Raw genomic sequence first — 24447 nt, 5'->3', positions numbered from 1 at the left:
CAGCTATTAATTAGGCTGTAGTGCTTTAGTTAGTAGCAATACGGACGGCGTGACCCAGGGTTTCGTTCAAGACCACTTTCGCTCCATTATCAGCGGTCAGAATGACAGAATGGCCATAGTTAATGACGTTGACTTTGGCCCCCACGACGATGCCGGCGTCGGTGAGTTCGCGAAGACGATCGCCCTCGACTTGGAGAATCTCGTTAATTTGCGCTACGGTGCCTTCGATTTCCTCTTCTTCTGGGAGATCAATGGCACGAGCAACTTTAGGCAGCGATGGAGCATCGACACCGAGCTCTTCTAATGCCGGTACCGGATTACCGAATGGGGAGCGAGAACAATCCTGCAAAATCGAGGTCACACGACGCTCGACGTTGTCGCTCATCACATGCTCCCAACGGCAGGCTTCTTCGTGTACGTCGTGAATATCGACGCCGAGTACCTCGGTAAGAAGCAATTCCGCTAAACGGTGCTTACGCATAACCTTGGTGGCTAATTCACGACCACGAGCGGTTAAATCTAGGCTGCGGTCTGGACGCACGTGCAGCAAACCGTCGCGTTCCATGCGTGCGACTGTCTGCGAAACCGTAGGGCCAGACTGCTCTAAGCGCTCTGCGATACGAGCGCGAAGTGGGGTAATGCCCTCTTCTTCCAGCTCATAGATTGTACGCAGGTACATCTCGGTTGTATCGACTAAGTCCCTCACTATGGGAAACCTTCCTGTTAATTCGTCTAATGCCTGTGAGTCATTCTAGCGCAAAATGAAGGCCTGGTATAGAACTACCAGACCTCCCATGCTGCCGTGGTGAACAGCAATAACAGTTACCTATTGTGCATATTCGCGAAGTCGATCAGCACGATGGCCGTCGCGTAGCTTGGCCATTACTTCGCGTTCGATCTGGCGGACACGCTCACGAGAAAGTTCGAATCGGCGGCCGATCTGATCTAGGGTCCGTGGGACGCCGTCATCTAGGCCGTAACGCAAGCGAATGACATCCTGCTCCCGCTGCTCCAAAGTACCAATTACATCGCGAATATCGGAGTGGCGTAGTGAGGCGACAACCGCCGATTCTGCATCCGTGGCCTCTGCATCCTCAATGAAATCACCCAATGGTGCTTCTTCGTCAGCGCCGACCGGCATATCCAACGAAACCGGATCCCTGGATTGATGCAAAAGCATTTCAATCTTGTCTTCCGGGATGCCGGATTCTTCTGAAAGCTCTTCGTTGGTAGCTTCGCGGCCTAATGACTGGTACATCTCTCGCTTGATGCGGGAAAGCTTGTTGACCTGCTCGACGAGGTGGACTGGAAGCCGGATGGTGCGTGATTGATCAGCCATACCGCGGGTGATTGCTTGCCGGATCCACCATGTGGCATAAGTGGAGAACTTAAATCCTTTGTCGTAATCAAATTTCTCCATGGCGCGAATCAGCCCGAGGTTGCCTTCTTGGATGAGATCCAAAAGTGGCATTCCGCGACCGGTGTACCGCTTCGCTAAGGAAACAACTAGACGCAAGTTGGCTTCCAATAGGTGGGAGCGTGCCTTTTTGCCTTGTTTTGCAAGAACCTTAAGGTCACGCTTTTTGGCGCGGGTTAAGTGCTGTTCTGGATCGTTCAATAAATGCTGCGCATATAGGCCGACCTCAATCTGTTGAGCGAGTTCAATTTCGTCATCTGCAGTGAGCAGATCGGTTTTGCCGATTCCATTGAGATAAACGCGAACCAAGTCCGCGGACGGATTGTCGTTGGTATGGCCACGACGGGAGCCGCGATCCTGCTCTTCTTCGTCAAATTCTTGCACGGGAGCGGTTGTCACTGTGATGGCCTCCTCAAATTGCCGTTTACATAGCTAATAACGGCTCACCGAGTGAAGTTGTTCCCAATACCATTGCAGGGGTAATAATCGGGGGTAACTTCCTGTGAGTATCCAGGGTTTTCCGGTATGCCATCGAGTTGTCCTCGGCTAGCTAGCCTTGAGTTCCGCGGTTATGGAACCTCATTATGTTTCCACGAGGACGGTAAAAGGTCCTTGATTCACCGAGGATACTTCCATCATCGCGCCGAAACTGCCGGTGGCGACATCTAATCCCCGTTCGCGTAGCTCTGCGACGATTTTGTCGATGAAAGGCTTTGCCAATTCCGATGGTGCTGCCTGCGCCCAGGAAGGACGCCGTCCTTTGGCAGTTTCGCCGTACAAGGTGAATTGGCTGACGACTAAAATGGGCGCACCAAGATCTAATGCAGATTTCTCGCCTGCCAAGATGCGTAATTCGGCGATCTTTTTCGCCATCTTTTTCCAGGAAGCGTTATTGGCAATGCCTTTGTCATTCGGTTCGCCACCGGATACGTCATCGGCACCGACACCGACAAGGGCTAAAATACCGCCTGTATCTTCCGCTGTAACGCTGCCGACAACCTCGCCATCTACGGTGACTTCGGCTTTTGAGACACGGGTTAATACTGCCTTCATGCTGTCCTCATCTCGTTTATCCAGTAAAAGCGGCCGTTTTTGTTATGCGCCAACCATGTGTGATTGCTTCCACTGACCCAATTCCGACAAAGTCAGCACCGCAAGCCCAGCGCTGCTGTGCTGATCGCAGGGAGGTTAATCGTCGACAAGATCGGCGGGAATAACCAGGCCGTGCCGCACCAAATCAGCGATAACGCCCACTGCTTGTCGTAATAACTCATCGTCGTTGTTATTGAAGTCCTCAGTGCGCATCGCGTCGACGTTGCTGATGTTGTGTGCAGCAGCGTACATGCCGACAACTTCGCGCAGTGGCAGTCCCTCCGGATTCAGGCCTGCGACAATAGCGGCAACGTGCTCATCCACCTCGTGGGACCACCGGGGGCCGTCCATGCGCGTCAAACGATAAACCTGTGGCTGAAAACCCATTCCAGCTGCCGTATTGGGTACTTCGATAATCTCCCGTGCTACTTGCGGGCGTAATTGATACCGCGCGTTCGCGATATCCTCACTCGATTGTTCCCGGAGCCAAGCGGCACGCACGAAATATTCGGAAACTTCGTCGGCTAGCCGGTCGTCAAATGCTTGCGGGATGTCCTCTGCGATAATTTCTGAAGGCTGATCGCCAATATCCTGTATCGCGATATACCCAAACCCAATTGCGTGCACGTCATGGTCAGCAAAGTGTTGTAGCCATTCTGCGCTGCGTTCGCTAGCCTTATGCGAGCGCGGGTCAATCGCCTCATCGCGCAACCACGTGCTGACATACAGCGCAGGATCCGCAAAATCACGTTGCAACACCCAGGCCGCAACACCATGGCTCGGCAACCAACTGGCGACTCGATGTTGCCATGGTATTTCCCCGCTGTGGGCCCACGATGCCAATAAATATGCGGATCCGCCTGGCGCTAGATAGTCGGCCACTTCGGAGACCACCAGCTCACTGGCGCCGTCTAAGTCCAAGCCGGAATCGCGGTAGGTGTGCGTAATCTCGGTGGAGCCGACAACAAAAGGTGGGTTCGCGACAATCCGGTTGAATCGCTTGCCGACGACGGGCTCAAACCACGATCCGGCGCGTAGCTCCACTTTCTCGGCGATGTTTGCACCGCGAATGGTGGCATCAGCTAAAGCGAGTGCCCGCGTAGATACATCGGTGGCAGTCACTTTTTGCGCTGAATCAGCTTGCCCTAGGATCTGCACCCCCGAACCTGTTCCTAGGTCAAGTACCGATGCGACGGGCTCCGTGGGACAAAACTGTAACAGCGATAACGATGCAGCACCGACACCCGGTACATGATCTTCCGCAGCATCTTGGCGCACCATAGCTGCGTCTGGATCGGAGAAAACCCAGCGTGGCTTACCGTTAATAACGTGCGGCCGGACATCGATAACCACCCGTACGATTGCTGGTCCGTTGCAGACGGCAATATTTGCGTCGATCACCTTATCGGCGAGATCTGCGCCTAGCAATTGTGAGAAGCCTTCTTTTTCTACCGGATCACGCAGGATGAATGCCTGAATCAGTTGATCGAATTCCGTGGCCTGTTGGGTGCGAAACCGCAGTGCGCCGGGATCACCACGGTGCAGCGCCGAAAGATAATCCGGGCCCAAGTGGGCGGCTAAGCCTGCCGAATCAAACCCGATAGCGGCGAAATATTCGATGAGTTCCTTGGCAGCCTCGCCAAATCTTTCAGTTGGGTGAGGAGTAGTGGAATTAGCGTGCGTAGTCATTGCTATTCAGTGTAATGATCATTCGCCGTAATGATCATCATGGTCATAGGCATTATTGTTTCTCGTGTTCGTGTTGTGCGAATTAGCCGCATCCGCGTCGATAATTCTGGGTGACAGCGCGTTGCTGGGGTTCGGCTGCTGTTCGGCAGCTTCGATATCACGAAACACACTCCGCTCGGCTTGCCGGGCGACTGCTGGCTTGTATACCCGCGGTTGGCGCTTGTCCGTGGGAGTACCTTCCATATTCGCGATCATTACCGCGATCCATGGTAAGGGGAACGTAATTGCCGCAAGTACTACCGGCACCAGCACCCAGTCCCAAGCTAGATACATTCCGACGCATGCAAGGGTTAATGGGACTCGTAAAAACTGTAAGAACCCGTACCACCATTCTCGCTTTTTGCGATCTTGCGCCCGGGTGGTGCGTGCAGTGGTGATTAAAACAGGTTTGTCGCGGTGTAAGCGCTGGTGGAAGCGTTGCCACAGAGAACGGCGCGGGAAATCCTCTCCACTGGTGCCACGAGTGCTTCCGGTAGTCATAAACCCCAGCCTAGAGGCTGGCTACCCAAAATCCTATGAATACGGCAAAATAGAAGGCCATGACGAGCACAGCAACCCAGACCATCGAACGTCCAGAAACCCGAGAGCGTACCGGCTCTGACGACGATACGCCAAAGTTTTTCCACTACGTAAAGAAAAATCAGATCGTTGATTCCGCTGTCAGCGGAAAAATGATCATCGCATTGTGTGGTGAAAAATTCCCGGTGCGTAAACAAGCTAAACCAGGTTCGCCGGTGTGTCCGAAATGCCAAGAAATTTATTCTGGGCTGCGAAAGAAGTAACTCCACGAGTAGATAGTTCCAAACGACTGTGGCAGGCGAGACAGCCAGAATAACTGGCTCTAACTTTCTGCCGCAGTCTTCAGCATTTCTTCAGCATCGGTGGTGTTTTGTGGCAAAACCACGCAACTTTAACAATAACTCCAGCTTGCGTGCGTGGCAGCAGGCGGCTTTGCAGAAGTTTTTGGCGGAACGCCCGCGTGATTTCATGGCGGTGGCTACCCCTGGAGCTGGTAAAACGACATTTGCTATTCGGGCGGCAACCGAGCTGTTAGAAGACCGATCCGTAGACCGGATTATCGTTGTGGTTCCCACTGAGCATTTGAAGCGACAGTGGGCTGCGGCCGCCGGGCGCGTGGGTGTGTCTTTAGACGATCGGTTTACTAACTCCGCCGCGATTAACTATGCCTATGACGGAGTTGTGGTTACCTATGCCCAAGTGGGAATGCATCCGCCGAAGCATCATGCTTTGGCGACGTCGAAACGTACGCTGGTGATCCTCGACGAAATCCACCATGCTGGTGATGCGAAAAGCTGGGGCGATGGTGTTCGTGAGGCCTATGAGCAAGCCGAATACCGACTGGCCCTGACCGGTACGCCTTTTCGCTCCGATAATTCGTATATCCCGTTTGTACGCTATGAAGAAGACGGTGAAGGTCATGAGATTTCGAAGGCTGACCACACCTACGACTACGGCGATGCGCTTGCCGACGGCGTGGTTCGACCTGTCGTTTTTCTTGCCTATTCTGGTGAGGCTACCTGGCGTACCAGTGCAGGGGAAGAGATTTCTGCGCGTTTGGGAACCCCGCTGAGCGCTGAGGAAACTGCACGTGCTTGGCGTACCGCTTTGGATCCGAAAGGCGAGTGGATACCGGCAGTGCTACAGGCCGCGCATACGCGCCTGCAACAGATCCGGACCAATATGCCCGATGCTGGTGGATTGGTCATCGCGACGGATACGACAACTGCCCGGGCCTATGCCAAAATATTGGAGAAAATCTCGTCGACACCCGTTTCGGTGATTCTGTCTGATGAGCCAGGGTCATCAGAACGCATCAATTCCTTCTCTGATTCCACGGACGAGTGGATGGTGGCGGTACGTATGGTCTCTGAAGGGGTAGACGTACCGCGTTTGGCTGTTGGCGTATATGCCACGTCGGCATCCACTCCACTGTTTTTTGCGCAGGCAATCGGTCGTTTTGTGCGTTCGCGGATGCCGGGGGAGACCGCGAGTGTATTTTTGCCTTCCGTACCGACGTTGTTGGATCTTGCAGAAAAACTCGAGACGTCTCGTGATCATGTCATCGGAAAGCCGCATCGTGAGGAGGCCTGGGACGAAGAGGCGGTCGCAGAAGCCAATAAAGAAAAAAATGAGAGGACGGAAGACTCGTCCTACGAGTCAATTGGTGCCTCGGCAGAGCTAGATTCGCTGATCTATGATGGTTCGACGTTTGGAACGGGTGCCTTCAGTGGTTCCGATGAAGAAGCTGATTTTCTGGGTCTGCCCGGATTGCTTGATCAGGAACAAGTCAGAGCGTTGTTGCGCAAGCGTCAGGAAGAACAGCTCGATGCCCGCGAGGCAGAAGAGAAGGCGCGTCGGCAAGCCGAGGCAGAGTATCAGCATAAACTCAAAAACGGGTTGCTCGATGATAATCCATCGAATTCGACGGGCGCCCGGGCGGCTTCTCGTCACTCGGCCTCCGTGCAGACCGGTACCCACGCGGATGATGAGATCGCCGCGGTGGAAATTCCGAAGCTACGAAAAGAACTGAATACCCTGGTGGCCGTCCGTGCAGAGAACACCGGGCGTCCACATGGTGCGATCCATAATGAAGTCCGGAAAGCATGTGGTGGCCCACCCACTGCATTGTGTAATGCAGAGCAGCTGAAAGAACGGATTCAGCATTTGCGTGCTTGGTAATACGAAAGCCCCACACTTAGCACTAACCAGGGTAAGGTAAGGATAGTTAAGTGTGTCTATACATGAAGGGATAGCGAAAGGCATGTCTACCCCCAATAATTCAGACCGTTTCGATGATAATTCGCAACAATCGGGTGATGATACAGGCCAATACTCCCAGTACGGTCAGTATGGTCAAAGTGACGGCTATGATTTTTCCGTAGGCGGCCAAGAAGCTGGACAAAACCAGGCAGGCGATGCCTATTACGCGGGCGGCTACGGGGCCGAGCAGTCTGGCGGCTTCGAGGCACTGAATGAATCCAAAAACCCGGTGGCTCCGTGGGCGTTGGGCATCGGTATCCTGTCGCTGATTGGCTCGATAGTCTTGCTGGGCTCGCTGCTCGGAATCATCGGCACCGTGCTTTCCATTGTCAGCTTGGTGGTGGGGCGCAAGCGACGCACCGAGAATCGCAGAACCGTGATGTCAGTAGTCGGCTTAGTGACGTCTATCCTGTCCATTGTCGTGGGCATAGCAATCATGATCTTCGGGTTCAGGCTACTCGACGACATGGGCTTTATTGACTGCTACGAACAACACGGAGACAACGAAGCTGCGTTGGAACAGTGCGTCGATGATGCTATGCAAGAACAAAACATCGAGGGATAAGCTCTTTCACTGAGCTTCTACTTGCAACACACAGAAATCCTCACCCACAAAGCCGTTGGGTGAGGATTTCTGTTTTTCTGCGATGTGGCCGAAGGCGGCTAGATCGCGGTTTGTTCCCGAATTGGGGCTTAATCTAATTTGTTCCCGAATTGGGGCTTAATCTAATTTGTTCCCGAATTGGAGCTTAATCTAAGTAGTCGCGGAGGACCTGCGAGCGCGAAGGGTGGCGCAATTTCGACATCGTCTTCGATTCGATTTGCCGGATGCGTTCGCGGGTGACTCCGTAAACTTGGCCGATTTCATCCAGCGTACGCGGCATACCGTCGGTCAAACCAAAACGAAGGCGGACGACGCCGGCCTCACGTTCCGACAACGTCGTCAGAACGTCTTGCAGCTGATCTTGCAACAGCGTGAACGAGACCGCGTCAACGGCAATGACAGCTTCGGAATCCTCAATGAAGTCTCCGAGCTGGCTATCACCTTCATCACCGATGGTCTGGTCCAACGAAATTGGCTCGCGAGCGTACTGCTGGATTTCCATCACCTTTTCCTCGGTGATGTCCATTTCCTTTGCCAACTCCTGCGGCGTAGGTTCGCGCCCCAGGTCTTGTAGCAATTCGCGCTGAATCCGGCCTAATTTGTTGATGACCTCAACCATGTGCACCGGAATACGAATGGTGCGGGCCTGGTCTGCCATCGCTCGAGTGATGGCTTGGCGAATCCACCACGTGGCGTAGGTAGAAAACTTGTAGCCTTTTGTGTAGTCGAATTTCTCGACAGCACGGATCAAGCCCAGGTTTCCTTCCTGGATCAAATCCAAAAAGGCCATACCGCGACCGGTATAACGCTTTGCTAGTGAGACCACCAACCGAAGGTTTGCTTCCAGCAAGTGGTTCTTGGCCTTACGCCCGTCGCGGGCGATCGAGCGCAGGTCGCGTTTCAGGGCAGGAGAGAGCTTCGCCTGCTTGTCTCCAGCTTCGAGTGCTTTCGACATTTCTTCGATACGGAACTGCGCGTAAAGGCCGGCTTCGATGCGTTCTGCGAGTGAAACCTCCTGCTCCGCATTAAGCAGAGCGACCTTACCGATTTGCTTTAAATATGCCCGTACAGAGTCTGCTGATGCAGTAAGTTCAGCATCTTTGCGCGCTTGGCGCAGCGCCGCGGATTCGTCCTCGTCCCAAACGGAATTGCCAGCGTCTTCCTCGTCTTCTTCGCCAAGCTCTGGTTCAGCAGCTTCTTGTTCGTCAAGAGGCTCGTCGTCGAAGGCGTCGGCGTCGTCGAGGTCTGGCTCAACATCGGGATCATCATCGGTCCCGTCAATGGGCTCATCCAGCACCGGATCAGTGACTGGTGCTGTGGCCGCAGGAATTTCTTCGGGCTCGATGGAGACACTGGTTTGCGAAGCTTTGCCGGTCTTGGCCTGAGCAGACTTCGACGCCGACTTGCTGGTTGACTTCCTAGAAGCTGTCTTCGCGCCACGTGCACGCGCAGAGCTTGGTGTGCTCTCATCGAGAGGCTGATCGGAAGATTCAGTGGCTGACACGTACGCCCTTTCGCCGAATTGTACTGACATCAATGAACAAGCCTACCTATGTGCGCACTGGGTTGTGGCTGCTGAATTGACTGCCTTGTCACACCTGCAAGAATCTTGTGCTCGCGGTGACATGCCACAATCATTTCAGCATCACGGTGTTAAGCGCGCATCATGAAGTTGGTTAATTGTCGGGAATGAGCGCCCAGTATAACGGACGATCAATGTTTTGTGTTCGTTCAGGCCTGTCTAGGGCCAAACCTTGGGTTAACCGGCAATATACTCGGGTGAGTGAGCAGCAAGCGCTGCGCCTACGATCCCCGCACGATTTAACAGTGTTGCCGGGATGATCGGGGTGGAAAGCTGAAGTAGCGGTAGCCAGCGAGCGGATTTGCGCGAAATTCCTCCACCGATCACAAAAGCGGCAGGGTTGAATAGTCGCTCATATTCGCCGAGAACCTTTTCTAATCTCGGTGCCCAGTCATCAAAACTTAAACCAAGCGATTTCTTTACCCCGGAGGAAGCGATTTTTTCGGCTTCTTCATTGCCAATCAGAAGGTGACCAAGTTCCGTGTTTGGAAATAGTTTGCCCTCAACTAAGAATGCAGAGCCGATACCTGTGCCAATCGTCAAAAAGATGACTGAACCTGATTGCGCTTGCGGGTTGCCATATGCGACTTCTGCCAATCCTGCGGCGTCGGCGTCATTGAGAAATGTGATTGCGCGCTCGCCCAGTACTGCACTGAAAACGTCGTGAATGTTTGCATGCAGCCAGGATGGGTCGATATTAGCGGCAGTAAGCATAGACGATCCGCGAACGACACCGGGCAAAGCGATCCCCACGGGACCATCCCAGTCTGCCTGGTCAATGATCTTTGCTACGGTCGCAGCGACGGCTTCAGGGGTCGCTGGCTTGGGAGTCTCGTACTTAATTCGCTCACCGATAAATTCGCCAGTATGCAAATTAACCAAGGCACCTTTTGTTCCAGAGCCTCCGATATCGATGCCAAAACCGAGTTGCTGTTCGCACATGGGTGACAGATTAGCGCACGATAAGTAACGAGTACGGTGAGGGTATGAATACCGGTGCGACTCAATGTAATTCAGTGCTTGCTTCCTTTGCAGAATTCTGTCAGCAACACCGAGAGAAAAGCGCAGACCAGCTACGAGAGATCGCTATCGAGTTAGCGAGGCTCGGCGGAGCAGTAATTACGCGCCGTAGTGAAGAAATTGGAAGTTCTACTGCGATTGCACGGACCGTAGAAACAAAAAGTAGCGCGGTTGATCCTGTCACCGCAGTCGACAAAGCCACCGAGGCCGCGCTCGTCGGCAAGCTGCAGCAACTTCGACCTGCCGACGGCATTGTTGGCGAAGAAGGGGCGGGATATGTCGGGACCAGTGGGATCGAGTGGATTATTGATCCCATCGACGGCACCGTGAACTTCTTGTACGGTATTCCGGAGTATTCGGTTTCCGTAGCGGCGGTATGGAATGGCATGCCTGTAGCCGGTGCGGTGTATAACGTCGAGCGTCAACAAATGTATTCCGCACACCTTGGAGGTGGAGCGACTAGGCAGGATGCAACTGGGGAAGTTGAACCTTTACAGGCCAATACTGTGACGGATCCCTCACTCGCACTGGTAGCAACGGGGTTTTCCTACGAAGGCAGTAGGCGTGTGCGCCAAGCCGAAGTTTTAACCAAGCTGTTGGGGCGTGTGCGGGATATCCGACGTATGGGTTCGGCAGCCCTTGACCTGTGTCGGGTGGCCTGTGGGCAGGTCGATGTCTTCTATGAAGCAGCGTTAAACAAATGGGATTATGCGGCAGGCATGTTGATTGCCGCAGAAGCAGGGGCTGTCGTACATGCCCCCGAGTTTGCTACTGAGGGCAGTCAGGGGGAAGTTCTTGTTGCCTATGCGCCCGGGTTGGCAGAACGCATGCAGGATGAGTTGCGCGCAGCAGGGGCATTAGAGGCGCTTCCGTCTACAACTGATGATTAAATTGAGTGGCAAAAAGCGCTGATGAGCTGGAAATATGACAATATAATTATTTTAGCTTAGTATCCGACGCACATACACTGAGAAAAACCATCGAGTAATCGATCACAAGGCTTCAAGCACTTCAAGCACCAAGGCCTGATTGTTCGGATGCTCGGTTTCGACATTAATCAATCACTCAATAGGACGTGGATAATGGCTACAGACTACGATGCGGCCCGCACTCGCCCAGAAGACGAATTGGAAGCAGATTCGTTGGAAGGGCTCAAGGCTGCGGAGAGCGATTCCGACCCCATGGATGAAGACGGGGAAATCGTTGAGCCTTTCGAGCCGCCAACAGTTGACGTTTCAGGTGAAGAACTCAACGTCAACGTTGTGCCACGCCAGGCCGACGAATTTACCTGTGATAGCTGCTTTTTAGTGCAACGCAAAAACCGTTTTTCGCATGAAGAAGACGGGTTAAAAATTTGCCTCGACTGCGCGTAAATCTTTCTCGCGTACAAATCCAGGTTGCGCCCAATTGCAGCCTGGCAAAACTGCAGCAGAATGCTGCTAACTACCTATCGGATTTGTGGCCTGTGCAGCTTGGTCCGGAACGAAGGCTTCTAAAATAGCGCGTGGGTTTTTCGCGCTGACCAACCAATATGGGGTGGGGTCATCGTCGTCGTCAAGCACCAACATCACGAGATGCGGAACCCAACTGTGTGTCACCAAAAAGGCGGCAGGATCAAGTTGTGGACCCATGGCATTCCGTTTTGCACTCTTTGGGACAGCCAAGCTACGGCTGACGACGTCCGAGGGCAATTGTGCTGAACCGGCTACCAGCCACCGCGTGCCGTCGGAATCACGTTCGACGCGGATAACGGTGGAAGATAGGTGGATCAACACCCAGGTTGCCAATGCAGCGACAACCAAAAAAGGTATTGCGAACCACCAGAGATTTCGGTTTAGCGCTAGTTGGCCGGTGCCGATCACAACTGCAACTAGGGCAATCAGCCACCAGTGCCAAGGGACCCATTGACGCTCTTGATACAGCACTTCGGGGGCTGGAGCAGACTTGGCGGCAGGGTGTGGATTTTCTGAATTAGCAGCGTCAGCTGAATTGGCAGATGAGCTCATAACGGCCATGGTAGTTCCCGAGAAGAATCCACGACCACTCCAGGTCACCGCTAACCACCCCAGAACAATCCAGGCCAACCAAGACCAACTGCGACATGGAGACCTTCGACGGGTAACCTTGCAGTACATGAGCGTATCTCAATTTAGCCAGGTCCAAGTTCGACGATTGGACCCCGAAATACCGCTGCCCGTTCGGGCACACCCTGGGGATGCCGGGGCAGATTTGTGCGCTACGGAAGATATCAGTCTGGCCCCCGGGCAACGAGCTCTCGTCGGGACTGGCATTGCTATCGCGTTGCCAGAAGGTACCGTCGGGCTGGTTCACCCCCGTTCAGGGCTTGCTGCGCGGCATGGCCTTAGCGTTGTGAATACACCGGGCACTATCGACGCGCAATATCGCGGAGAAATCAAAGTTTGTTTGATTAACCATGACCCCGAAAACTCCATTGACATCACCCGGGGAATGCGCATTGCGCAATTGGTGATCCAACGAGTGGAATTAGTTGACTTTGTCGAAACCGCCGAACTTTCTGAGACAGAACGCGGAACCGGTGGTTACGGCTCGACTGGAACGCACTAGAACCCAAGCGTATCTAAGTTTAATTGGCGAGACCGCGTTGCAGCGGTGTAGAAGGATTCTAGAAGCGTGTTCCCGATCCAAGTATCGTTGTGAATCAAAGACGTACTAGTGGAACCAACAAAAAGACACGAAGGTCATTGTGCATTGTCTTAATTCGTGACCGTGGCGGTTGTATTCACTGTGGCGGTCGTACCATCAGGCATGATGATAGGGACGATGCCAATGATATGTAGCGGGGAGTCCGCTGCGGGAAAGGACGATACTCAGCATGGCATTGTGGGGTTTTTCTAAGAAGAAAAAGGCAGCGAAGGCTGATGAGGCAGCAAACGTCGGAAGTAACGACGAAGCGGTTGACGCAACCGGTGTAACCGATGTGGCAGATGCTGCTGAGAACAATATTTCTGATGATTCGTCAACCGAGACCAATGAGGTGCAGGAAGGATCACCAATTCCATCTGTGCCAGGTGATACCAGTGTGCCCGGAGAAACCGGACCGTTCGATGGGGATACTGTCGATATCAACGAATTTGATTTCGGAGATTTTTCTTCGGGGCTGCTTGACCTAGGATCAGTCAAACTTGCCGTGCCAAAAGACTCCCAAGTGCAAGTTGAAATGGGGGAAAAAGGGCCCAAGATGCTGCATTTGGTGACCCACTATGGCAGGTTGACCCCGATCGCGTTCGCAGCACCGTCGTCTACGGGTCAATGGGAAGAAGCCGCTGGCGAGATTGCTGAAAGCATGGCGCAAAGTGGCGCCGAGGTGCGCTTTGAACAAGGCCCGTGGGGAAAGGAAGTTGTTGGTGAGAATAAACAAGCCGTCACCCGGGTCATCGGTGCAGAAAAGCCCCGCTGGATGCTACGCGTTACCCTGGCAGGCCCAGCGCAACGGGCTGAGCAATTAGCGGAACTTGCGCGTGAGGTGATTGCGCGGACTTTCGTTTATCGCGGCGACAAACCAATTCTGGCAGGAAATTCTTTGCCAGTGACGATGCCTGCCAGTTTGATGCAGCAGATCCAACAAGCGATGCAGCAACGCCAAACACAAAGCCAACAGCAATCTCCACGAGTGGATGAAGCGAAACAAGCGCTCCGGGATGCAGCCGGGGAGCCTGCAGATAATGGGCGCGGGGCTGCAAGTACGGATGGTACGAACGCAATGAAACCAGAAAATACGAAGGAACAGCGATAGTAGTGGCTGCAGCTAGTCTTGAATTGACCATCGAGCGGATGGGGCACGGCGGTGTCGGAATCGGAACTGCCGACGACGGCCGCGTGGTGTTCGTTGGTTCCACTTATCCCGGTGACCGGGTGCAGGTGCACATCACTAAAGAAAAGAAATCTTTTATTGCTGGCGAAATTGCGGCAATAATTGCGCCTAGTGATTATCGCACGTCACCACGTTGCCCTGCGGCAGCTGCCGGGGCCGGTTGTTGCGATTTTTCCACGCTTGACTATGCGCAGGAAGCAGAGCTTAAGCGATCGGTTCTGCTAGATCAGCTCCAGCGGATTGGGAAACTGGACACCACCCAACTGCCGGAAGTTGCCACCGTTGATCTTGCTCCCCAGAAAGGGTGGCGTACCCGCGTTCGCTTTGGTGTCGACGACAACGGCCGGGCCGGGCTACGCAAGAAAAACAGCCATGAATTGGTAACCGACCATGCATGCATCCAGCTTGTCGACGGTCTAGCCGACAATATTATCGGCACCGATGCTCGGCGTTTCCGTCCTGGGTCTGAAGTGATCGTGGCCATGGATTCAACTGGCACAAGGCACGTCGTAGAATCCCGCAAATCCGGCAGGGGTAAACGCACGGAAAAAATCGAAAAGGTAGTAGAAGGCAGCGGGACCGTCACGGAAACCGCCGACGGAAAGACCTTCCATTTTCCCGTCACCGCGTTTTGGCAAGCACACATCGGGGCCCCACAACAGTATTCCAGGATGATCACTGATTGGTTGTCCGGTACTCAGCGCACAGACGGCGGAACCGGGTGGGACCTGTATGGCGGGGTAGGACTGTTTATCCCGGCAATTGCGCGCGCATTGCAGCCACAGGATCCGTCGGCAAGCGTGGTACATAGTGTGGATACCTCTGCCGCTGCGATGGAACAAACCCAACCTGCACTCACAGGTTTGGGGGTTGAGATGCACAAGATGCAGGTGGAAAAAGCAGTAGCGCAGCTGGATTCACCCGATGCGGTGGTCCTTGATCCGCCACGAAAAGGTGCTGGCGCGCGCGTCATCGAACAAGTAGCACAGGCGAACCCACAGCGGATTGTGCACATCGGTTGTGATCCTGCGACGTGTGCACGCGATCTGCGAAGCTGGGTAGACAACGGCTATCGCGTCGAGAAGCTTACTTTGGTCAATGCATTTCCAGGCACCCATCATTTCGAAGTCTTGGCGCTGTTGGAAAAACCTATAAGCTCTGAGTAATTCACCAGTTCCAGATTCTGTAGGGGTACCGAGTAAGATAGAAACGTTAGCTACTGACGATTACAGATGAGACGAGGAGTTGAGGTAGAGACAATGGGCCTTCTTCGCGGAATACGCACTCCCGCCGACCTCAAGGCTCTGTCCCCGGAACAGCTCCCCACCTTGGCGGAGGAAATTCGCGATTTTCTCATCGAACACGTCTCAGTAACTGGTGGTCATTTGGGGCCGAACTTGGGTGTGGTGGAACTGACGCTCGCGCTGCACCGAGTTTTCGATTCCCCGGAAGAACCATTCATCTTCGATACTTCGCATCAGTCCTATGTGCACAAAATTGTGACTGGCCGGGCTGATCGGTTTACGACTTTGCGGCAAAAAGATGGGTTGTCTGGCTATACCGCGCGTGCGGAGTCGGAACATGACTGGACCGAATCTTCCCATGCCTCCGCATCTTTGGCTTATGCCGATGGAATGTCAAAAGGCTTCGCGCTGGATGGGCGCGGCAATCATAATGTCGTGGCCGTGGTGGGCGATGGTGCACTGACTGGTGGAATGTGCTGGGAAGCGCTCAATAATATTGCAGCGGGGAAAGACCGCAATGTGGTCATCGTCGTCAACGATAACGGGCGCAGTTATTCGCCAACCATTGGCGGGTTTGCAGAAAACCTCGCACACCTGCGTATTTCTGGGCCTTATGACGGTCTGATGGAGCACGGCAAAAAGACGTTGAAGTCCATGGGCTGGGTAGGAAACCGTGCTTTCGAGGCGCTGCATGCCTTCAAAGAAGGCGTCAAGCACACCGTTTTGCCTACGGAGATGTTTCCAGAACTCGGCATGAAATACGTGGGTCCTGTTGATGGGCATGATTTCGATGCGCTTGACCAGGCCTTTAGCTATGCGAAAAATTACGAGGGGCCGATCATCGTGCACGTGGTTACCGAGAAGGGCCACGGCTATGAGCATGCGGTTAATGATGAAGCTGACCAGATGCACTCCACTGGAGCGATTGATCCGGTGACCGGCCTGCCGAAATCGAAATCGAAACCTGGTTGGACCCAGGTGTTTACGAAAGAATTACTTGCGGCAGCCGAAAAGCGATCCGATATTGTCGCAATTACCGCCGCCATGGCGGGCCCAACGGGCCTGGCACCGTTTGCCGAGCGTTTTCCGGACCGCTTTTTTGATGTCGGCATCGCCGAACAGCATGCAGTAGCGTCCGCATCCGGTCTCGCATTGGCTGGTTTCCATCCGGTAGTGGCAGTGTATTCCACTTTTTTGAACCGGGCTTTTGACCAGTTGTTGTTCGATGTCGCCTTGTTGGATCAGCCGGTGACTCTGGTTTTGGATCGAGCTGGTGTGACAGGCTCTGATGGGGCCAGCCACAACGGTGTGTGGGACCTTTCGGTTGCGAGCGTTGTTCCAGGCATCCGTATTGCCGCACCGCGCGACGGGGTGCAGTTGGCAGCGCTGTTCCGTGAAGCCTTGCTTGTCGACGACGGCCCGACGATTGTTCGCTTCCCGAAAGGAAGCTTACCGCCGGAACTCCCGGTTTGGGCATCGCTGGCCGACGGAGTCGATATCATGCATTACAGTGATGCTGAAGAGGGCTCGGACAATGTTGAACTGGACAAGTCGGTCCTTGTTATAGCAGTCGGCTCGATGGTGGAGACAGCTGTTATTGCAGCGCAAGCTCACGAAAACGTCACTGTGGTTGATCCAGGATGGGTTTCTCCAGTAGCGGAATCATTATATAGCTTGGCTTCGGACCACGACGCCGTGTTAACTGTGGAAGATGGCATCGTACGCGGTGGCATAGGATCACTGGTCGCTGAAGAATTCTCCGCGGCTGGCATCACGACGCCGGTGCGTCACCTTGGTTTTCCTGCGGTATTCCCATTACACGCCTCCCGAAATGAGCTGTTAGCTGAAGTGGGGTTGGATGTCGCGGGTATTTCTACCGCAATCAGTGAGCTCCGGCGCGGGTAGGCGGTGTACGCTGTACCAGGTTGCTCTAGGTGCAGTCTGGCCTGATGAGAACTTAGCTCTTAGCGCCAAGCGCTATCCGTTATCCTTCAGGCAAAAGCTCCGCGAAAACCGGCCAAATAATATCTTTTTGCCATTCTCGTAGACCTTCTGCCGCCAGTGCATCCTCCAAATCATCCTCGGTGCGGATGTTATGAGTCACGGTGATATCCCATGTAATTTTTTTCACGCTGGTTGCGTTTATGAGGTTCTCATGTGGGACGGCGATCTCATACGAAAGCTCCCGAATATCTTCGCGAACTAATTCCCAGGTATTCCACGAATCCGGATCGCGCTTTTTCCACAGCCTGGTATTGATCCCCTGAGTATTTCTCCAGTGAGCCAATTCTCCTTCTCCAGGAACCGGAAGCTCGGAGACTGGGAGGTTTTCGGCTCGGCGAATAGCATCCAACCAGGTGCCTGGTGCAAGGCGGGAATTCTTCGCACCGGGAACTCGCTTGAGTTGCGCAAGGTTTGCGGGTCTTCGGCTAGCAATCGCGAGGATCACCTTATTCGGTAGGATTTTGCCAGGTGAAATATCATCGTGGGCGGCAACATCTTCGCGCACAATCCAAATTTCCCGGGCGATAGCGAGGTCTCGCGGATGCTCTAACCCGCGCATTCCTTTCACTTCGTGCCATTCCCGCACATCTGGTGCCACGATATCTTGATGTTGTGTGCGCACGTATTCGAACTCTTCTAATGCCCATTCCCATTTTTCTTGGGAACGCAGGAGATACTCAACTTCGTCGGCAAGCTCCAGCAATTCTTCGACGTCTAATGCTGCATAAGCAAGCCAGGACTTTGGTAATGGGGTCGACGACCAATTCTGCGTACTGTGTTCTTTGGCCACGCGTACACCAAGCAAATCTTCGTACATGGCGCCTAACCCCACCCGCGTTAGGCCAGCAAGTCGGCCACCCAACTCAGTATCGACGAGATGCGCGGGATACAACCCAAGCCAAGCAAGGCACGGCAAATCAGAAACAGCAGCGTGCACGACCCAGGTGAGTTTGTTGATTACTGGGGCCAGTGCGGCGCCAAGCTCGGCACGCTGGCCTTCTGGCGCGAACAAAAATATGCCAGCACCAGCGCGTTTAATCTGAACTAGGAAAGCTCGGTCGTCGTAACGAAAGGCCGAGGCTCGCTCAGTATCAATGGCAATGGGGCCGTGGCCGCCTGCAATGCGATCTGCGGCGGCGAGGAATTCTGCCGCAGACGACAGTACCGGCGGAATGCCCGCGGCCGGACGGCGCAGAAATTCAGTCATGTTTTGTGGTGTTGCAGACTAGCGGCGGAGCTCACTTACGCCCTCGGGCGGTAAACCAGCGACGTGTGCGAGAACTTCGGCGAAGGATTCAACGTGGCTAGCAAGCTGATTGTTGTCTGCCGTCCAGGAAGCTCGCATTTCCAGTTGATATGCACGAGGCGGCCCGCCAACTTCGCCAAAGCGGACCGAAGTCGTTGAGGTCACGGTGCCGCCTAAGTTGGTGTAACCGGCGGCGTGTGCTTCGAGGCCTTCGCTGAGCCATTGCCAGGCAACATCGGGTAACAGAGGGTCGGTAGCGACGGCTGATTCCATGTCCGCCTGGATATAAGCGACCAAGCGCATATCGCCTTCCCAGGACTCCTGCGCGCCTGGGTCGTGCAAAAGGATGAGTCGACCGAAAGCATCGCCTTCCGAGTCTGTTGGGGTTTGGTCCGTGGAGCGGTGTTCAACCTCAAGGCCAATGGCATGGCTAAAAGGTGCTAAACGCTGTGGCGGGCGAATCGTCCCGAGTGAGATACCCTGACGCAGGTTTGCTTGGTGCATTGATTCCACGGCTTCGCTAAATGCCTGCGGCGTTACGCCACGTTCCGGCTTCGAAGCTGTGGTGCCCTGCGAGTTCGTCGACGCATCTGTGTCATTCACAACGTTCAACCTAATGTTGAGACTTGGCGTAGTGGTGAAGGCGCGCCGTGGGGTAAGGTTGACGGTAGAATCACCATTTGCGTGGTTAATCGCCGACGAGCACAAATTTTGAGTTTTGCTGTGCGTATAACGCGCACATTGGTGCACAACCAATGCTTGTCACGAACAAGTTGCACATTACACCTGTACACCCCAGGAGGTTTCCATGGCGGCGTCCCATTCAGAGTCCCCACAAGAATTGAATTATGACGAGTTGAACAAGGTGCAGCGTTATAGCCAGCACGCGGTGTTTAAGCTCAACGATGGATTTACGGCTGGTGATAAGGCTTCACGGGAGCGGATGGCTGTTGAGGCGCAAGAATTCTTCGACCGGCTTGCCGACGAAGGCCGCATCACTGTTCGCGGAATCTATGATCTCGCTGGCATGAAGGCGGGTGCGGATTTCATGATCTGGTGGCACGCAGAAACCTTCGAGGAGTTGCAGTCGGTTTTCTCGGCGTTCCGTCGTGAGACTTCGCTGGGTAAGGCAAGCTCGTTGGTATGGGCAGGAAATGGCGTGCACCGCCCGTCGGAATTTAATAAACGCCACCTCCCGGCGTTCATTATGGGGGAGGCCCCCGAAAAATGGTGTTGCGTGTACCCATTCATTCGTTCGTATGACTGGTACGTCATGGAAGAAGAAAAGCGTGCGCGTATTCTGCGTGAACACGGCATGAAAGCGCGCGATTTTGCTGACGTGCGTGCGAATACCATCGCTGCATTCGTCGTCAGTGACTACGAATGGATGCTGTCGTTTGAAGCAGAAGATTTAGGTCGCATTGTAGACCTGATGCACACCATGCGTTACACAGAAGCTCGTTTGCATGTACGCGAAGAGCTACCATTTTACACCGGCCGCATGGTAGAAGATTTGAATGAGCTGGTGCAGACCTTGCCTTAGCGGTACGCGCAGAAAGAGCATCCGAAAAATACCCCGATAATGTCCACTGAAACGTGCTAACTTTGCGAGCTCGTTTCAGTGGATATCGCCGTTACCGGATACCTGAGTTGTTAGGTGGCTAGGCCTCGTGAAGCGTCATTGCGACCGAATTAATGCAATAGCGCAGATCCGTCGGAGTATCGTAGCCTTCTCCGGCGAAAACATGGCCGAGGTGGGAATTGCAGCTTGCGCATAGCACTTCGGTACGTACCATTCCGTGCGAGCGATCTTCTCGTTCAATAACGGAGTCTCCGGCAAGTGGAGAGAAAAAAGATGGCCATCCACAGTGTGAGGCAAATTTTTGGTTGGAACGAAATAATTCTGCGCCGCACGCCCGGCAAGAATAGATGCCCTCAGTGGTGGTGTTGTTGTATTCACCAGTGTGTGGGGCCTCTGTTCCGCCTTGACGAAGCACTCGGTACTCTTCTGCGCTGAGGCGTTCACGCCATTGGTCGTCAGCAATCAGGGAAAAATCTGTCATGGGCGATATTCTACGCTTACGTACGACATGTTAATCGCGGCGGTTTAATCAATCACCCCGGGAGCCTATTCCACGGCGCTATGTCGGTCTGTTAGCGATTGCTGTGTCCGGGTTGGGATCTTGCGCGCTGGGCGTTGGGACGTCGTGTTTTCTGTCATGCAGAAACCACGCCACCGAACAGGTAGCCGTCGTCAAGAGCAAGAGCCCCCAGCCGACGGTGGCAGAAAAATAATTCATCCATGTCCCGATCGGTGCGCCCCGTTCCCCAGTCCAGGTCATAGTCCAGCTGAGTGGAAACAAGAACATAATTGCCGCAAGCCATGATGGCCAGAGGTGGAAAACGCTACGTCCGCGAGTGCAGCTAAAAATCATCGGGAACAGCAACATTGAGTAATACATTTGTCCCAACGAGGACAAAAAGAAAACACCGCAGAAGAGTACCCCGGCGGTGGTGACCATCCAGAGTAAGTGATCAGTTTTTCGTAGTGACAAAAGTGCGAGCACCGCAATTCCAGCCAGCCCTGCGAAAAACAGCCAAACGGGATAATAAAGCCAATTAGGCATAGCGAAATATTCAGCAAGACCCGGCAAAGAAGAGTTCGCGAAATCACGCGTTTGGCGTAAATGAGGAACCAGTTCCGACCGGTATTCTTGGGCGCCGGGAATGAGGGGCCAGGCAACGAGATTGAGTCCGACAGGTACCCCAATGCCGATGATGATCGTGGGCCACCATCTCATCACTAGCGGCAAAAATAACAGTGGGGCGAACTGCGGTTTGATGAGAATTGCGAGACCGATGATGACTCCGCCTACCCAGCGTGCCCAAGGTTGCTTTTGCGTCAGACACCAAAGATACGCTGTGAGCGCGAGAAGAAGTATGCCGTTGATATTGGAGAAAATCAGTGTATTGCGGACAGCTTCGGTCATTGTGGCCACCGCGATGCACAACGGGAAAACCGGGCCTCGTAGTGAGTAACCAAAAATACGCGTGAGAATTGCCAGTGATGTGACGATGGCGGTGGCATTAGCGACGATGAACAGTGTGCGAGCGAATCCCGCGGGTTCAATGAATCCCAGCGGAGCTAGCAGCAGAGTAGCGCCGGGGTTGTATAAATACAGCGGATCAGTGTGGTGGTAGACCTGAGCATAAACGTTCTCACCGTGAATGAATCGCTGCAGCGCGGAATAGACCGTTGTGAAATCGTCGGTTACGGCTCCGTTTAAGCTCTCGACGATAACCAGCTGTATTCCCAGCATAATTGCTAGCGGCCACAAAAAAGCCTGTGCCCGGCGGGCAGTGACCTGCGAGGTTCCCACTGTATTCATCGCATCGAGTCTATCGTGGGTGACGCCCATAACGCAGGAAAAGCGTGCTATCGGGACAGCGCTCTACGGATTCTAATTGCATTTGCTGTGTGCTTACCGTTCCGGTAGTGCCGCGAGTGATGGGAGTTTCCACCGTAGAGGTCAACCTTGGATCGAGTGTGAGATAAAATTGGTCGACGGCATTTGCTGTGATCAACCCGCTGAAAACAGACGGGCCACCCTCGCACAAAATTCGCTTAAAGCCTCGAGCTACCAAGGTTTTAATGCATTCTTCCACCGAACCCGAACCAACTGCGATGACCTCGCCAAATGAGGTTAGTTTCTCCGCTCTTTCCTTTTTATGAGGATCTTTGAGTGACGATTCCGGCACTAAAAATAGATGTGGCACGTGGTAGTCGTGGAGGAAACGAGAATTATCGTCGAAGTGCATTGAGGCAGTCATGACAGCAATGTGTGCTGGTGTTGGCTTCTTGGTAGTCGGTTGGACACCACTATAATTTTCTGCCCGCACGGTTTCTGAACCGACCAAGACCACATCTGACCACTCGCGAGCTGCGAGTAATAATTCAGTATCGAGCTCGTTGCCCAGATCGTTCGAGCGCCCATCGACAGTCGCAGAACCAGTGATCGTGCTTGCAAAGATTGCGCGGATACAATAACCGGCGGAATTTCGTCGTTCGGGGCCGAGAAGTTGCGCAAGGCTGGGTCGGTTTTCCATAGCGACCAGAATAGCAGTAGTAATCTCTCAAGCAGGTGTAGTCACGTGCGGTCTAATATAGCTTTTACCTTGGGATTTGGTGTTTAGGTAAGTATGCCGCTAGAGTCTCTTAAGCAGTGCACAAGGCACTGAATGCGGATGTAGCGCAGCTGGTAGCGCATCACCTTGCCAAGGTGAGGGTCGCGAGTTCGAGTCTCGTCATCCGCTCAGCGTACGCCGCTGGTTGGTTCTCATACTGTTGGGTTCCATCCAGGGTTGCGGACGCCGAGTGAAAACTCCATATCTAGCGCGATTAGCTCAGTTGGTAGAGCACTACCTCGACACGGTAGGGGTCACTGGTTCAAGTCCAGTATCGCGCACAGAGGGCACATCTCACGGTGTCCTCGCCCGCGGATGTAGCGCAGCTGGTAGCGCATCACCTTGCCAAGGTGAGGGTCGCGAGTTCGAGTCTCGTCATCCGCTCTGGTTCCCCCTTTGTGGGTATCCTTGTGAGGCGGTATCGCCGCGGTGGAATGGCCGAGTGGTGAGGCAACGGTCTGCAAAACCGTGCACACGGGTTCGATTCCCGTTTCCACCTCGAGTAACAATGACGACTTTCGTCATTGTCAGCGCGATTAGCTCAGTTGGTAGAGCACTACCTCGACACGGTAGGGGTCACTGGTTCAAGTCCAGTATCGCGCACACGGGAATAACCGAATTCCTTTCGGAATTCCCCAAGGAAACCGGGCCTGTGGTTTTCTTTTGCGGATGTAGCGCAGCTGGTAGCGCATCACCTTGCCAAGGTGAGGGTCGCGAGTTCGAGTCTCGTCATCCGCTCCAATTCTTATTTGGGAAACGCCGTCTCTCCGTTGGGAGGGGCGGCGTTCGCGCATGCGAAGCATATTCTCAGCGCAGCGGGGAATACAGGGTTAAACCCTTAACTGGGTTTAGCCCTGAAAAGTAGAATTTGTGGCAATGACGGGCACTTGTGATCTGTGGGTGGTATTACACCGTTAAACTTGAGATTCGTCGGAACTATTTCTATGAACCTAGCGACTACTAAGGTGGACTCGTCAAAAACCCGATTAGTCCTGTAGAACAGTGCATGACTACGCAGTTCACAACATGGAGGCTGAATTTTATGAGCTCTTCTGCTCAACGAACACCCATACGCCGCATTGGTGCTGGTTTGGCGACAGCTACTTTGAGTGCTGCTGCCTTGTGGTCATTTGCGCCACAGGCGTCGGCGCATGACGTAGTCGTCGACAGTAACCCTGCAGACGGTTCGGTTGTAGAAGAATTCCCAGACTCCATCGTGCTCGAATTCTCAGGGGAACCGAGGGAAGGTTTCAATACCGTTGCGGTGAGCAATGCGAGCGGCGAGACCATTTTTGATGCTGAACCGGACTTGGACGGCAGGGTACTAACCGTCGACGTTCCCGATAATCTCGATACACCGGACGGAACTTATTCTGTCGGCTATCAAATTACTTCATCTGATGGTCATGCTACCCGCGGTGGTCTGGAGTTCAGCGTCGGAAACGGCGGCGGAACCGCTTCCTCCGCGTCGGCAGATTCACAACCAGATAATAATGACTCTGCGGAAGCAGATACCTCAGATGCGGTAGAAAACGCGGAAGACAGTCAAGGCGCCGGTGCTGCCAGCATCGTTATCGCAATCGGTGCTATCGCCGCTGCCATCGGGGTTATCGTACTGCTAGTACAAAAGCGTAAACGGTTCGACAACTAGCACATGACAATTAACATCA

Annotated in this window: 24 protein-coding genes and 6 tRNA genes; 17 read left to right on the top strand and 13 right to left on the bottom strand. The window is 53.8% G+C overall.

What is annotated here, in order from left to right:
- Positions 1-25: 25 nt before the first annotated feature.
- From B142_RS0101110 to B142_RS12790, 5 genes are all read right to left on the bottom strand, one after another.
- Positions 26-706: a metal-dependent transcriptional regulator gene (locus B142_RS0101110; RefSeq protein WP_018119694.1), complete on the bottom strand. Its 681-nt coding sequence runs from the start codon at positions 704-706 to the stop codon at positions 26-28.
- Positions 707-826: 120 nt separating this feature from the next.
- Positions 827-1816 (bottom strand): sigma-70 family RNA polymerase sigma factor, encoded by a 990-nt coding sequence (locus B142_RS0101105; RefSeq protein ID WP_018119693.1) that lies wholly within the window; start codon positions 1814-1816, stop codon positions 827-829.
- 183 nt (positions 1817-1999) lie between these two features.
- On the bottom strand, positions 2000-2470 hold the full coding sequence (dtd, locus tag B142_RS0101100) for a D-aminoacyl-tRNA deacylase (RefSeq protein WP_018119692.1): 471 nt from the start codon (positions 2468-2470) through the stop codon (positions 2000-2002).
- A gap of 135 nt (positions 2471-2605) precedes the next feature.
- A complete protein-coding gene (locus B142_RS0101095) occupies positions 2606-4198 on the bottom strand; it encodes a DUF7782 domain-containing protein (RefSeq protein ID WP_018119691.1) in 1593 nt (530 codons plus the stop codon).
- An 18-nt stretch (positions 4199-4216) separates the two neighbouring features.
- Complete coding sequence (locus B142_RS12790) at positions 4217-4738, bottom strand: DUF3099 domain-containing protein (protein WP_018119690.1); 522 nt, start codon at positions 4736-4738, stop codon at positions 4217-4219.
- Between the two features lie 59 nt (positions 4739-4797).
- Here B142_RS12790 and B142_RS0101085 point away from each other — a divergent pair, with 59 nt between their 5' ends.
- The 3 genes from B142_RS0101085 (at position 4798) to B142_RS12785 (ending at position 7604) form a co-directional block, all read left to right on the top strand.
- Complete coding sequence (locus tag B142_RS0101085; protein WP_018119689.1) at positions 4798-5040, top strand: DUF3039 domain-containing protein; 243 nt, start codon at positions 4798-4800, stop codon at positions 5038-5040.
- A 109-nt stretch (positions 5041-5149) separates the two neighbouring features.
- The gene (locus B142_RS0101080; RefSeq protein WP_018119688.1) at positions 5150-6958 is read left to right on the top strand and encodes a DEAD/DEAH box helicase; all 1809 of its coding nucleotides are present in this window, start codon (positions 5150-5152) and stop codon (positions 6956-6958) included.
- 82 nt (positions 6959-7040) lie between these two features.
- Positions 7041-7604, top strand: a complete 564-nt coding sequence (locus B142_RS12785) for a DUF4190 domain-containing protein (protein WP_018119687.1) — start codon at positions 7041-7043, stop codon at positions 7602-7604.
- A gap of 184 nt (positions 7605-7788) precedes the next feature.
- On the opposite strand, the gene B142_RS11470 is transcribed toward B142_RS12785, so the two are convergent.
- Together B142_RS11470 and ppgK are read right to left on the bottom strand one after the other, a co-directional pair.
- Positions 7789-9147, bottom strand: a complete 1359-nt coding sequence (locus tag B142_RS11470; RefSeq protein ID WP_018119686.1) for an RNA polymerase sigma factor — start codon at positions 9145-9147, stop codon at positions 7789-7791.
- Between the two features lie 255 nt (positions 9148-9402).
- A complete protein-coding gene (gene ppgK / locus B142_RS0101065) occupies positions 9403-10167 on the bottom strand; it encodes a polyphosphate--glucose phosphotransferase (protein WP_018119685.1) in 765 nt (254 codons plus the stop codon).
- Between the two features lie 74 nt (positions 10168-10241).
- On the opposite strand from ppgK, the gene B142_RS11465 reads away from it, so the two are divergent.
- Together B142_RS11465 and B142_RS0101055 are read left to right on the top strand one after the other, a co-directional pair.
- Positions 10242-11135, top strand: a complete 894-nt coding sequence (locus tag B142_RS11465) for an inositol monophosphatase family protein (RefSeq protein ID WP_051067291.1) — start codon at positions 10242-10244, stop codon at positions 11133-11135.
- Between the two features lie 192 nt (positions 11136-11327).
- Positions 11328-11618: a DUF4193 domain-containing protein gene (locus B142_RS0101055; protein WP_018119683.1), complete on the top strand. Its 291-nt coding sequence runs from the start codon at positions 11328-11330 to the stop codon at positions 11616-11618.
- A 66-nt stretch (positions 11619-11684) separates the two neighbouring features.
- Here B142_RS0101055 and B142_RS0101050 read toward each other — a convergent pair whose 3' ends face one another.
- Entirely contained in the window at positions 11685-12251 is a 567-nt protein-coding gene (locus tag B142_RS0101050; RefSeq protein WP_018119682.1) for a DUF3093 domain-containing protein, read from the bottom strand.
- Positions 12252-12378: 127 nt separating this feature from the next.
- Here B142_RS0101050 and dut point away from each other — a divergent pair, with 127 nt between their 5' ends.
- The 4 genes from dut (at position 12379) to dxs (ending at position 17247) form a co-directional block, all read left to right on the top strand.
- Positions 12379-12831 carry a dUTP diphosphatase gene (gene dut, locus B142_RS0101045; protein WP_039733498.1) on the top strand — a complete coding sequence of 151 codons (453 nt, stop codon included), beginning with the start codon at positions 12379-12381 and terminating at the stop codon, positions 12829-12831.
- A 268-nt stretch (positions 12832-13099) separates the two neighbouring features.
- On the top strand, positions 13100-14020 hold the full coding sequence (locus tag B142_RS0101040) for a DUF3710 domain-containing protein (protein WP_018119679.1): 921 nt from the start codon (positions 13100-13102) through the stop codon (positions 14018-14020).
- A gap of 2 nt (positions 14021-14022) precedes the next feature.
- On the top strand, positions 14023-15264 hold the full coding sequence (locus tag B142_RS0101035; RefSeq protein ID WP_018119678.1) for a class I SAM-dependent RNA methyltransferase: 1242 nt from the start codon (positions 14023-14025) through the stop codon (positions 15262-15264).
- A gap of 93 nt (positions 15265-15357) precedes the next feature.
- The gene (gene dxs / locus B142_RS0101030; RefSeq protein ID WP_018119677.1) at positions 15358-17247 is read left to right on the top strand and encodes a 1-deoxy-D-xylulose-5-phosphate synthase; all 1890 of its coding nucleotides are present in this window, start codon (positions 15358-15360) and stop codon (positions 17245-17247) included.
- A 79-nt stretch (positions 17248-17326) separates the two neighbouring features.
- On the opposite strand, the gene B142_RS0101025 is transcribed toward dxs, so the two are convergent.
- Positions 17327-18553, bottom strand: a complete 1227-nt coding sequence (locus tag B142_RS0101025) for an HRDC domain-containing protein (RefSeq protein ID WP_018119676.1) — start codon at positions 18551-18553, stop codon at positions 17327-17329.
- An 18-nt stretch (positions 18554-18571) separates the two neighbouring features.
- Positions 18572-19204 (bottom strand): DUF3000 domain-containing protein, encoded by a 633-nt coding sequence (locus B142_RS0101020; protein ID WP_026167724.1) that lies wholly within the window; start codon positions 19202-19204, stop codon positions 18572-18574.
- A 196-nt stretch (positions 19205-19400) separates the two neighbouring features.
- Here B142_RS0101020 and hemQ point away from each other — a divergent pair, with 196 nt between their 5' ends.
- Positions 19401-20135, top strand: coding sequence for a hydrogen peroxide-dependent heme synthase (gene hemQ, locus B142_RS0101015; RefSeq protein ID WP_018119674.1), 735 nt, complete (start codon positions 19401-19403; stop codon positions 20133-20135).
- Between the two features lie 118 nt (positions 20136-20253).
- On the opposite strand, the gene msrB is transcribed toward hemQ, so the two are convergent.
- From msrB to B142_RS0101000, 3 genes are all read right to left on the bottom strand, one after another.
- Positions 20254-20655, bottom strand: a complete 402-nt coding sequence (msrB, locus tag B142_RS0101010; RefSeq protein ID WP_018119673.1) for a peptide-methionine (R)-S-oxide reductase MsrB — start codon at positions 20653-20655, stop codon at positions 20254-20256.
- 78 nt (positions 20656-20733) lie between these two features.
- Positions 20734-21981 carry a glycosyltransferase family 87 protein gene (locus B142_RS0101005; RefSeq protein ID WP_026167723.1) on the bottom strand — a complete coding sequence of 416 codons (1248 nt, stop codon included), beginning with the start codon at positions 21979-21981 and terminating at the stop codon, positions 20734-20736.
- Positions 21982-21991: 10 nt separating this feature from the next.
- Complete coding sequence (locus B142_RS0101000; protein WP_018119671.1) at positions 21992-22699, bottom strand: dihydrofolate reductase family protein; 708 nt, start codon at positions 22697-22699, stop codon at positions 21992-21994.
- Between the two features lie 134 nt (positions 22700-22833).
- Between B142_RS0101000 and B142_RS0100995 the strand changes: the two genes are divergently transcribed.
- The 7 genes from B142_RS0100995 (at position 22834) to B142_RS0100965 (ending at position 24428) form a co-directional block, all read left to right on the top strand.
- A tRNA-Gly gene (locus tag B142_RS0100995) sits at positions 22834-22906 on the top strand.
- Positions 22907-22985: 79 nt separating this feature from the next.
- A tRNA-Val gene (locus tag B142_RS0100990) sits at positions 22986-23058 on the top strand.
- 30 nt (positions 23059-23088) lie between these two features.
- Positions 23089-23161: transfer RNA gene (locus tag B142_RS0100985), tRNA-Gly, on the top strand.
- A 44-nt stretch (positions 23162-23205) separates the two neighbouring features.
- Positions 23206-23276, top strand: a tRNA-Cys gene (locus tag B142_RS0100980).
- Positions 23277-23307: 31 nt separating this feature from the next.
- Positions 23308-23380: transfer RNA gene (locus tag B142_RS0100975), tRNA-Val, on the top strand.
- 62 nt (positions 23381-23442) lie between these two features.
- Positions 23443-23518, top strand: a tRNA-Gly gene (locus tag B142_RS0100970).
- A 301-nt stretch (positions 23519-23819) separates the two neighbouring features.
- Positions 23820-24428, top strand: coding sequence for a copper resistance CopC family protein (locus B142_RS0100965; protein WP_018119670.1), 609 nt, complete (start codon positions 23820-23822; stop codon positions 24426-24428).
- Positions 24429-24447: the final 19 nt, after the last annotated feature.

This window comes from Corynebacterium propinquum DSM 44285 (assembly GCF_000375525.1).
Taxonomy (GTDB): domain Bacteria; phylum Actinomycetota; class Actinomycetes; order Mycobacteriales; family Mycobacteriaceae; genus Corynebacterium; species Corynebacterium propinquum.
Note: the sequence above shows the minus strand (reverse complement) of the source record. Positions and strands in the feature narration are given on the sequence as shown.

What these genes read in the sequence shown, in the direction of transcription:
- B142_RS0101085 (WP_018119689.1), top strand. Translation starts at nt 4,798, where the DNA reads ATGACGAGCACAGCAACCCAGACCATCGAACGTCCAGAAACCCGAGAG.
- msrB (WP_018119673.1), bottom strand. Translation starts at nt 20,655, where the DNA reads ATGACAGATTTTTCCCTGATTGCTGACGACCAATGGCGTGAACGCCTC.
- B142_RS0100965 (WP_018119670.1), top strand. Translation starts at nt 23,820, where the DNA reads ATGAGCTCTTCTGCTCAACGAACACCCATACGCCGCATTGGTGCTGGT.
- B142_RS0101040 (WP_018119679.1), top strand. Translation starts at nt 13,100, where the DNA reads ATGGCATTGTGGGGTTTTTCTAAGAAGAAAAAGGCAGCGAAGGCTGAT.
- dut (WP_039733498.1), top strand. Translation starts at nt 12,379, where the DNA reads ATGAGCGTATCTCAATTTAGCCAGGTCCAAGTTCGACGATTGGACCCC.
- hemQ (WP_018119674.1), top strand. Translation starts at nt 19,401, where the DNA reads ATGGCGGCGTCCCATTCAGAGTCCCCACAAGAATTGAATTATGACGAG.
- B142_RS0101050 (WP_018119682.1), bottom strand. Translation starts at nt 12,251, where the DNA reads ATGAGCTCATCTGCCAATTCAGCTGACGCTGCTAATTCAGAAAATCCA.
- B142_RS12790 (WP_018119690.1), bottom strand. Translation starts at nt 4,738, where the DNA reads ATGACTACCGGAAGCACTCGTGGCACCAGTGGAGAGGATTTCCCGCGC.
- B142_RS12785 (WP_018119687.1), top strand. Translation starts at nt 7,041, where the DNA reads ATGTCTACCCCCAATAATTCAGACCGTTTCGATGATAATTCGCAACAA.
- ppgK (WP_018119685.1), bottom strand. Translation starts at nt 10,167, where the DNA reads ATGTGCGAACAGCAACTCGGTTTTGGCATCGATATCGGAGGCTCTGGA.
- B142_RS0101095 (WP_018119691.1), bottom strand. Translation starts at nt 4,198, where the DNA reads ATGACTACGCACGCTAATTCCACTACTCCTCACCCAACTGAAAGATTT.
- B142_RS0101055 (WP_018119683.1), top strand. Translation starts at nt 11,328, where the DNA reads ATGGCTACAGACTACGATGCGGCCCGCACTCGCCCAGAAGACGAATTG.
- dxs (WP_018119677.1), top strand. Translation starts at nt 15,358, where the DNA reads ATGGGCCTTCTTCGCGGAATACGCACTCCCGCCGACCTCAAGGCTCTG.
- dtd (WP_018119692.1), bottom strand. Translation starts at nt 2,470, where the DNA reads ATGAAGGCAGTATTAACCCGTGTCTCAAAAGCCGAAGTCACCGTAGAT.
- B142_RS0101025 (WP_018119676.1), bottom strand. Translation starts at nt 18,553, where the DNA reads ATGACTGAATTTCTGCGCCGTCCGGCCGCGGGCATTCCGCCGGTACTG.
- B142_RS0101005 (WP_026167723.1), bottom strand. Translation starts at nt 21,981, where the DNA reads ATGAATACAGTGGGAACCTCGCAGGTCACTGCCCGCCGGGCACAGGCT.
- B142_RS0101000 (WP_018119671.1), bottom strand. Translation starts at nt 22,699, where the DNA reads ATGGAAAACCGACCCAGCCTTGCGCAACTTCTCGGCCCCGAACGACGA.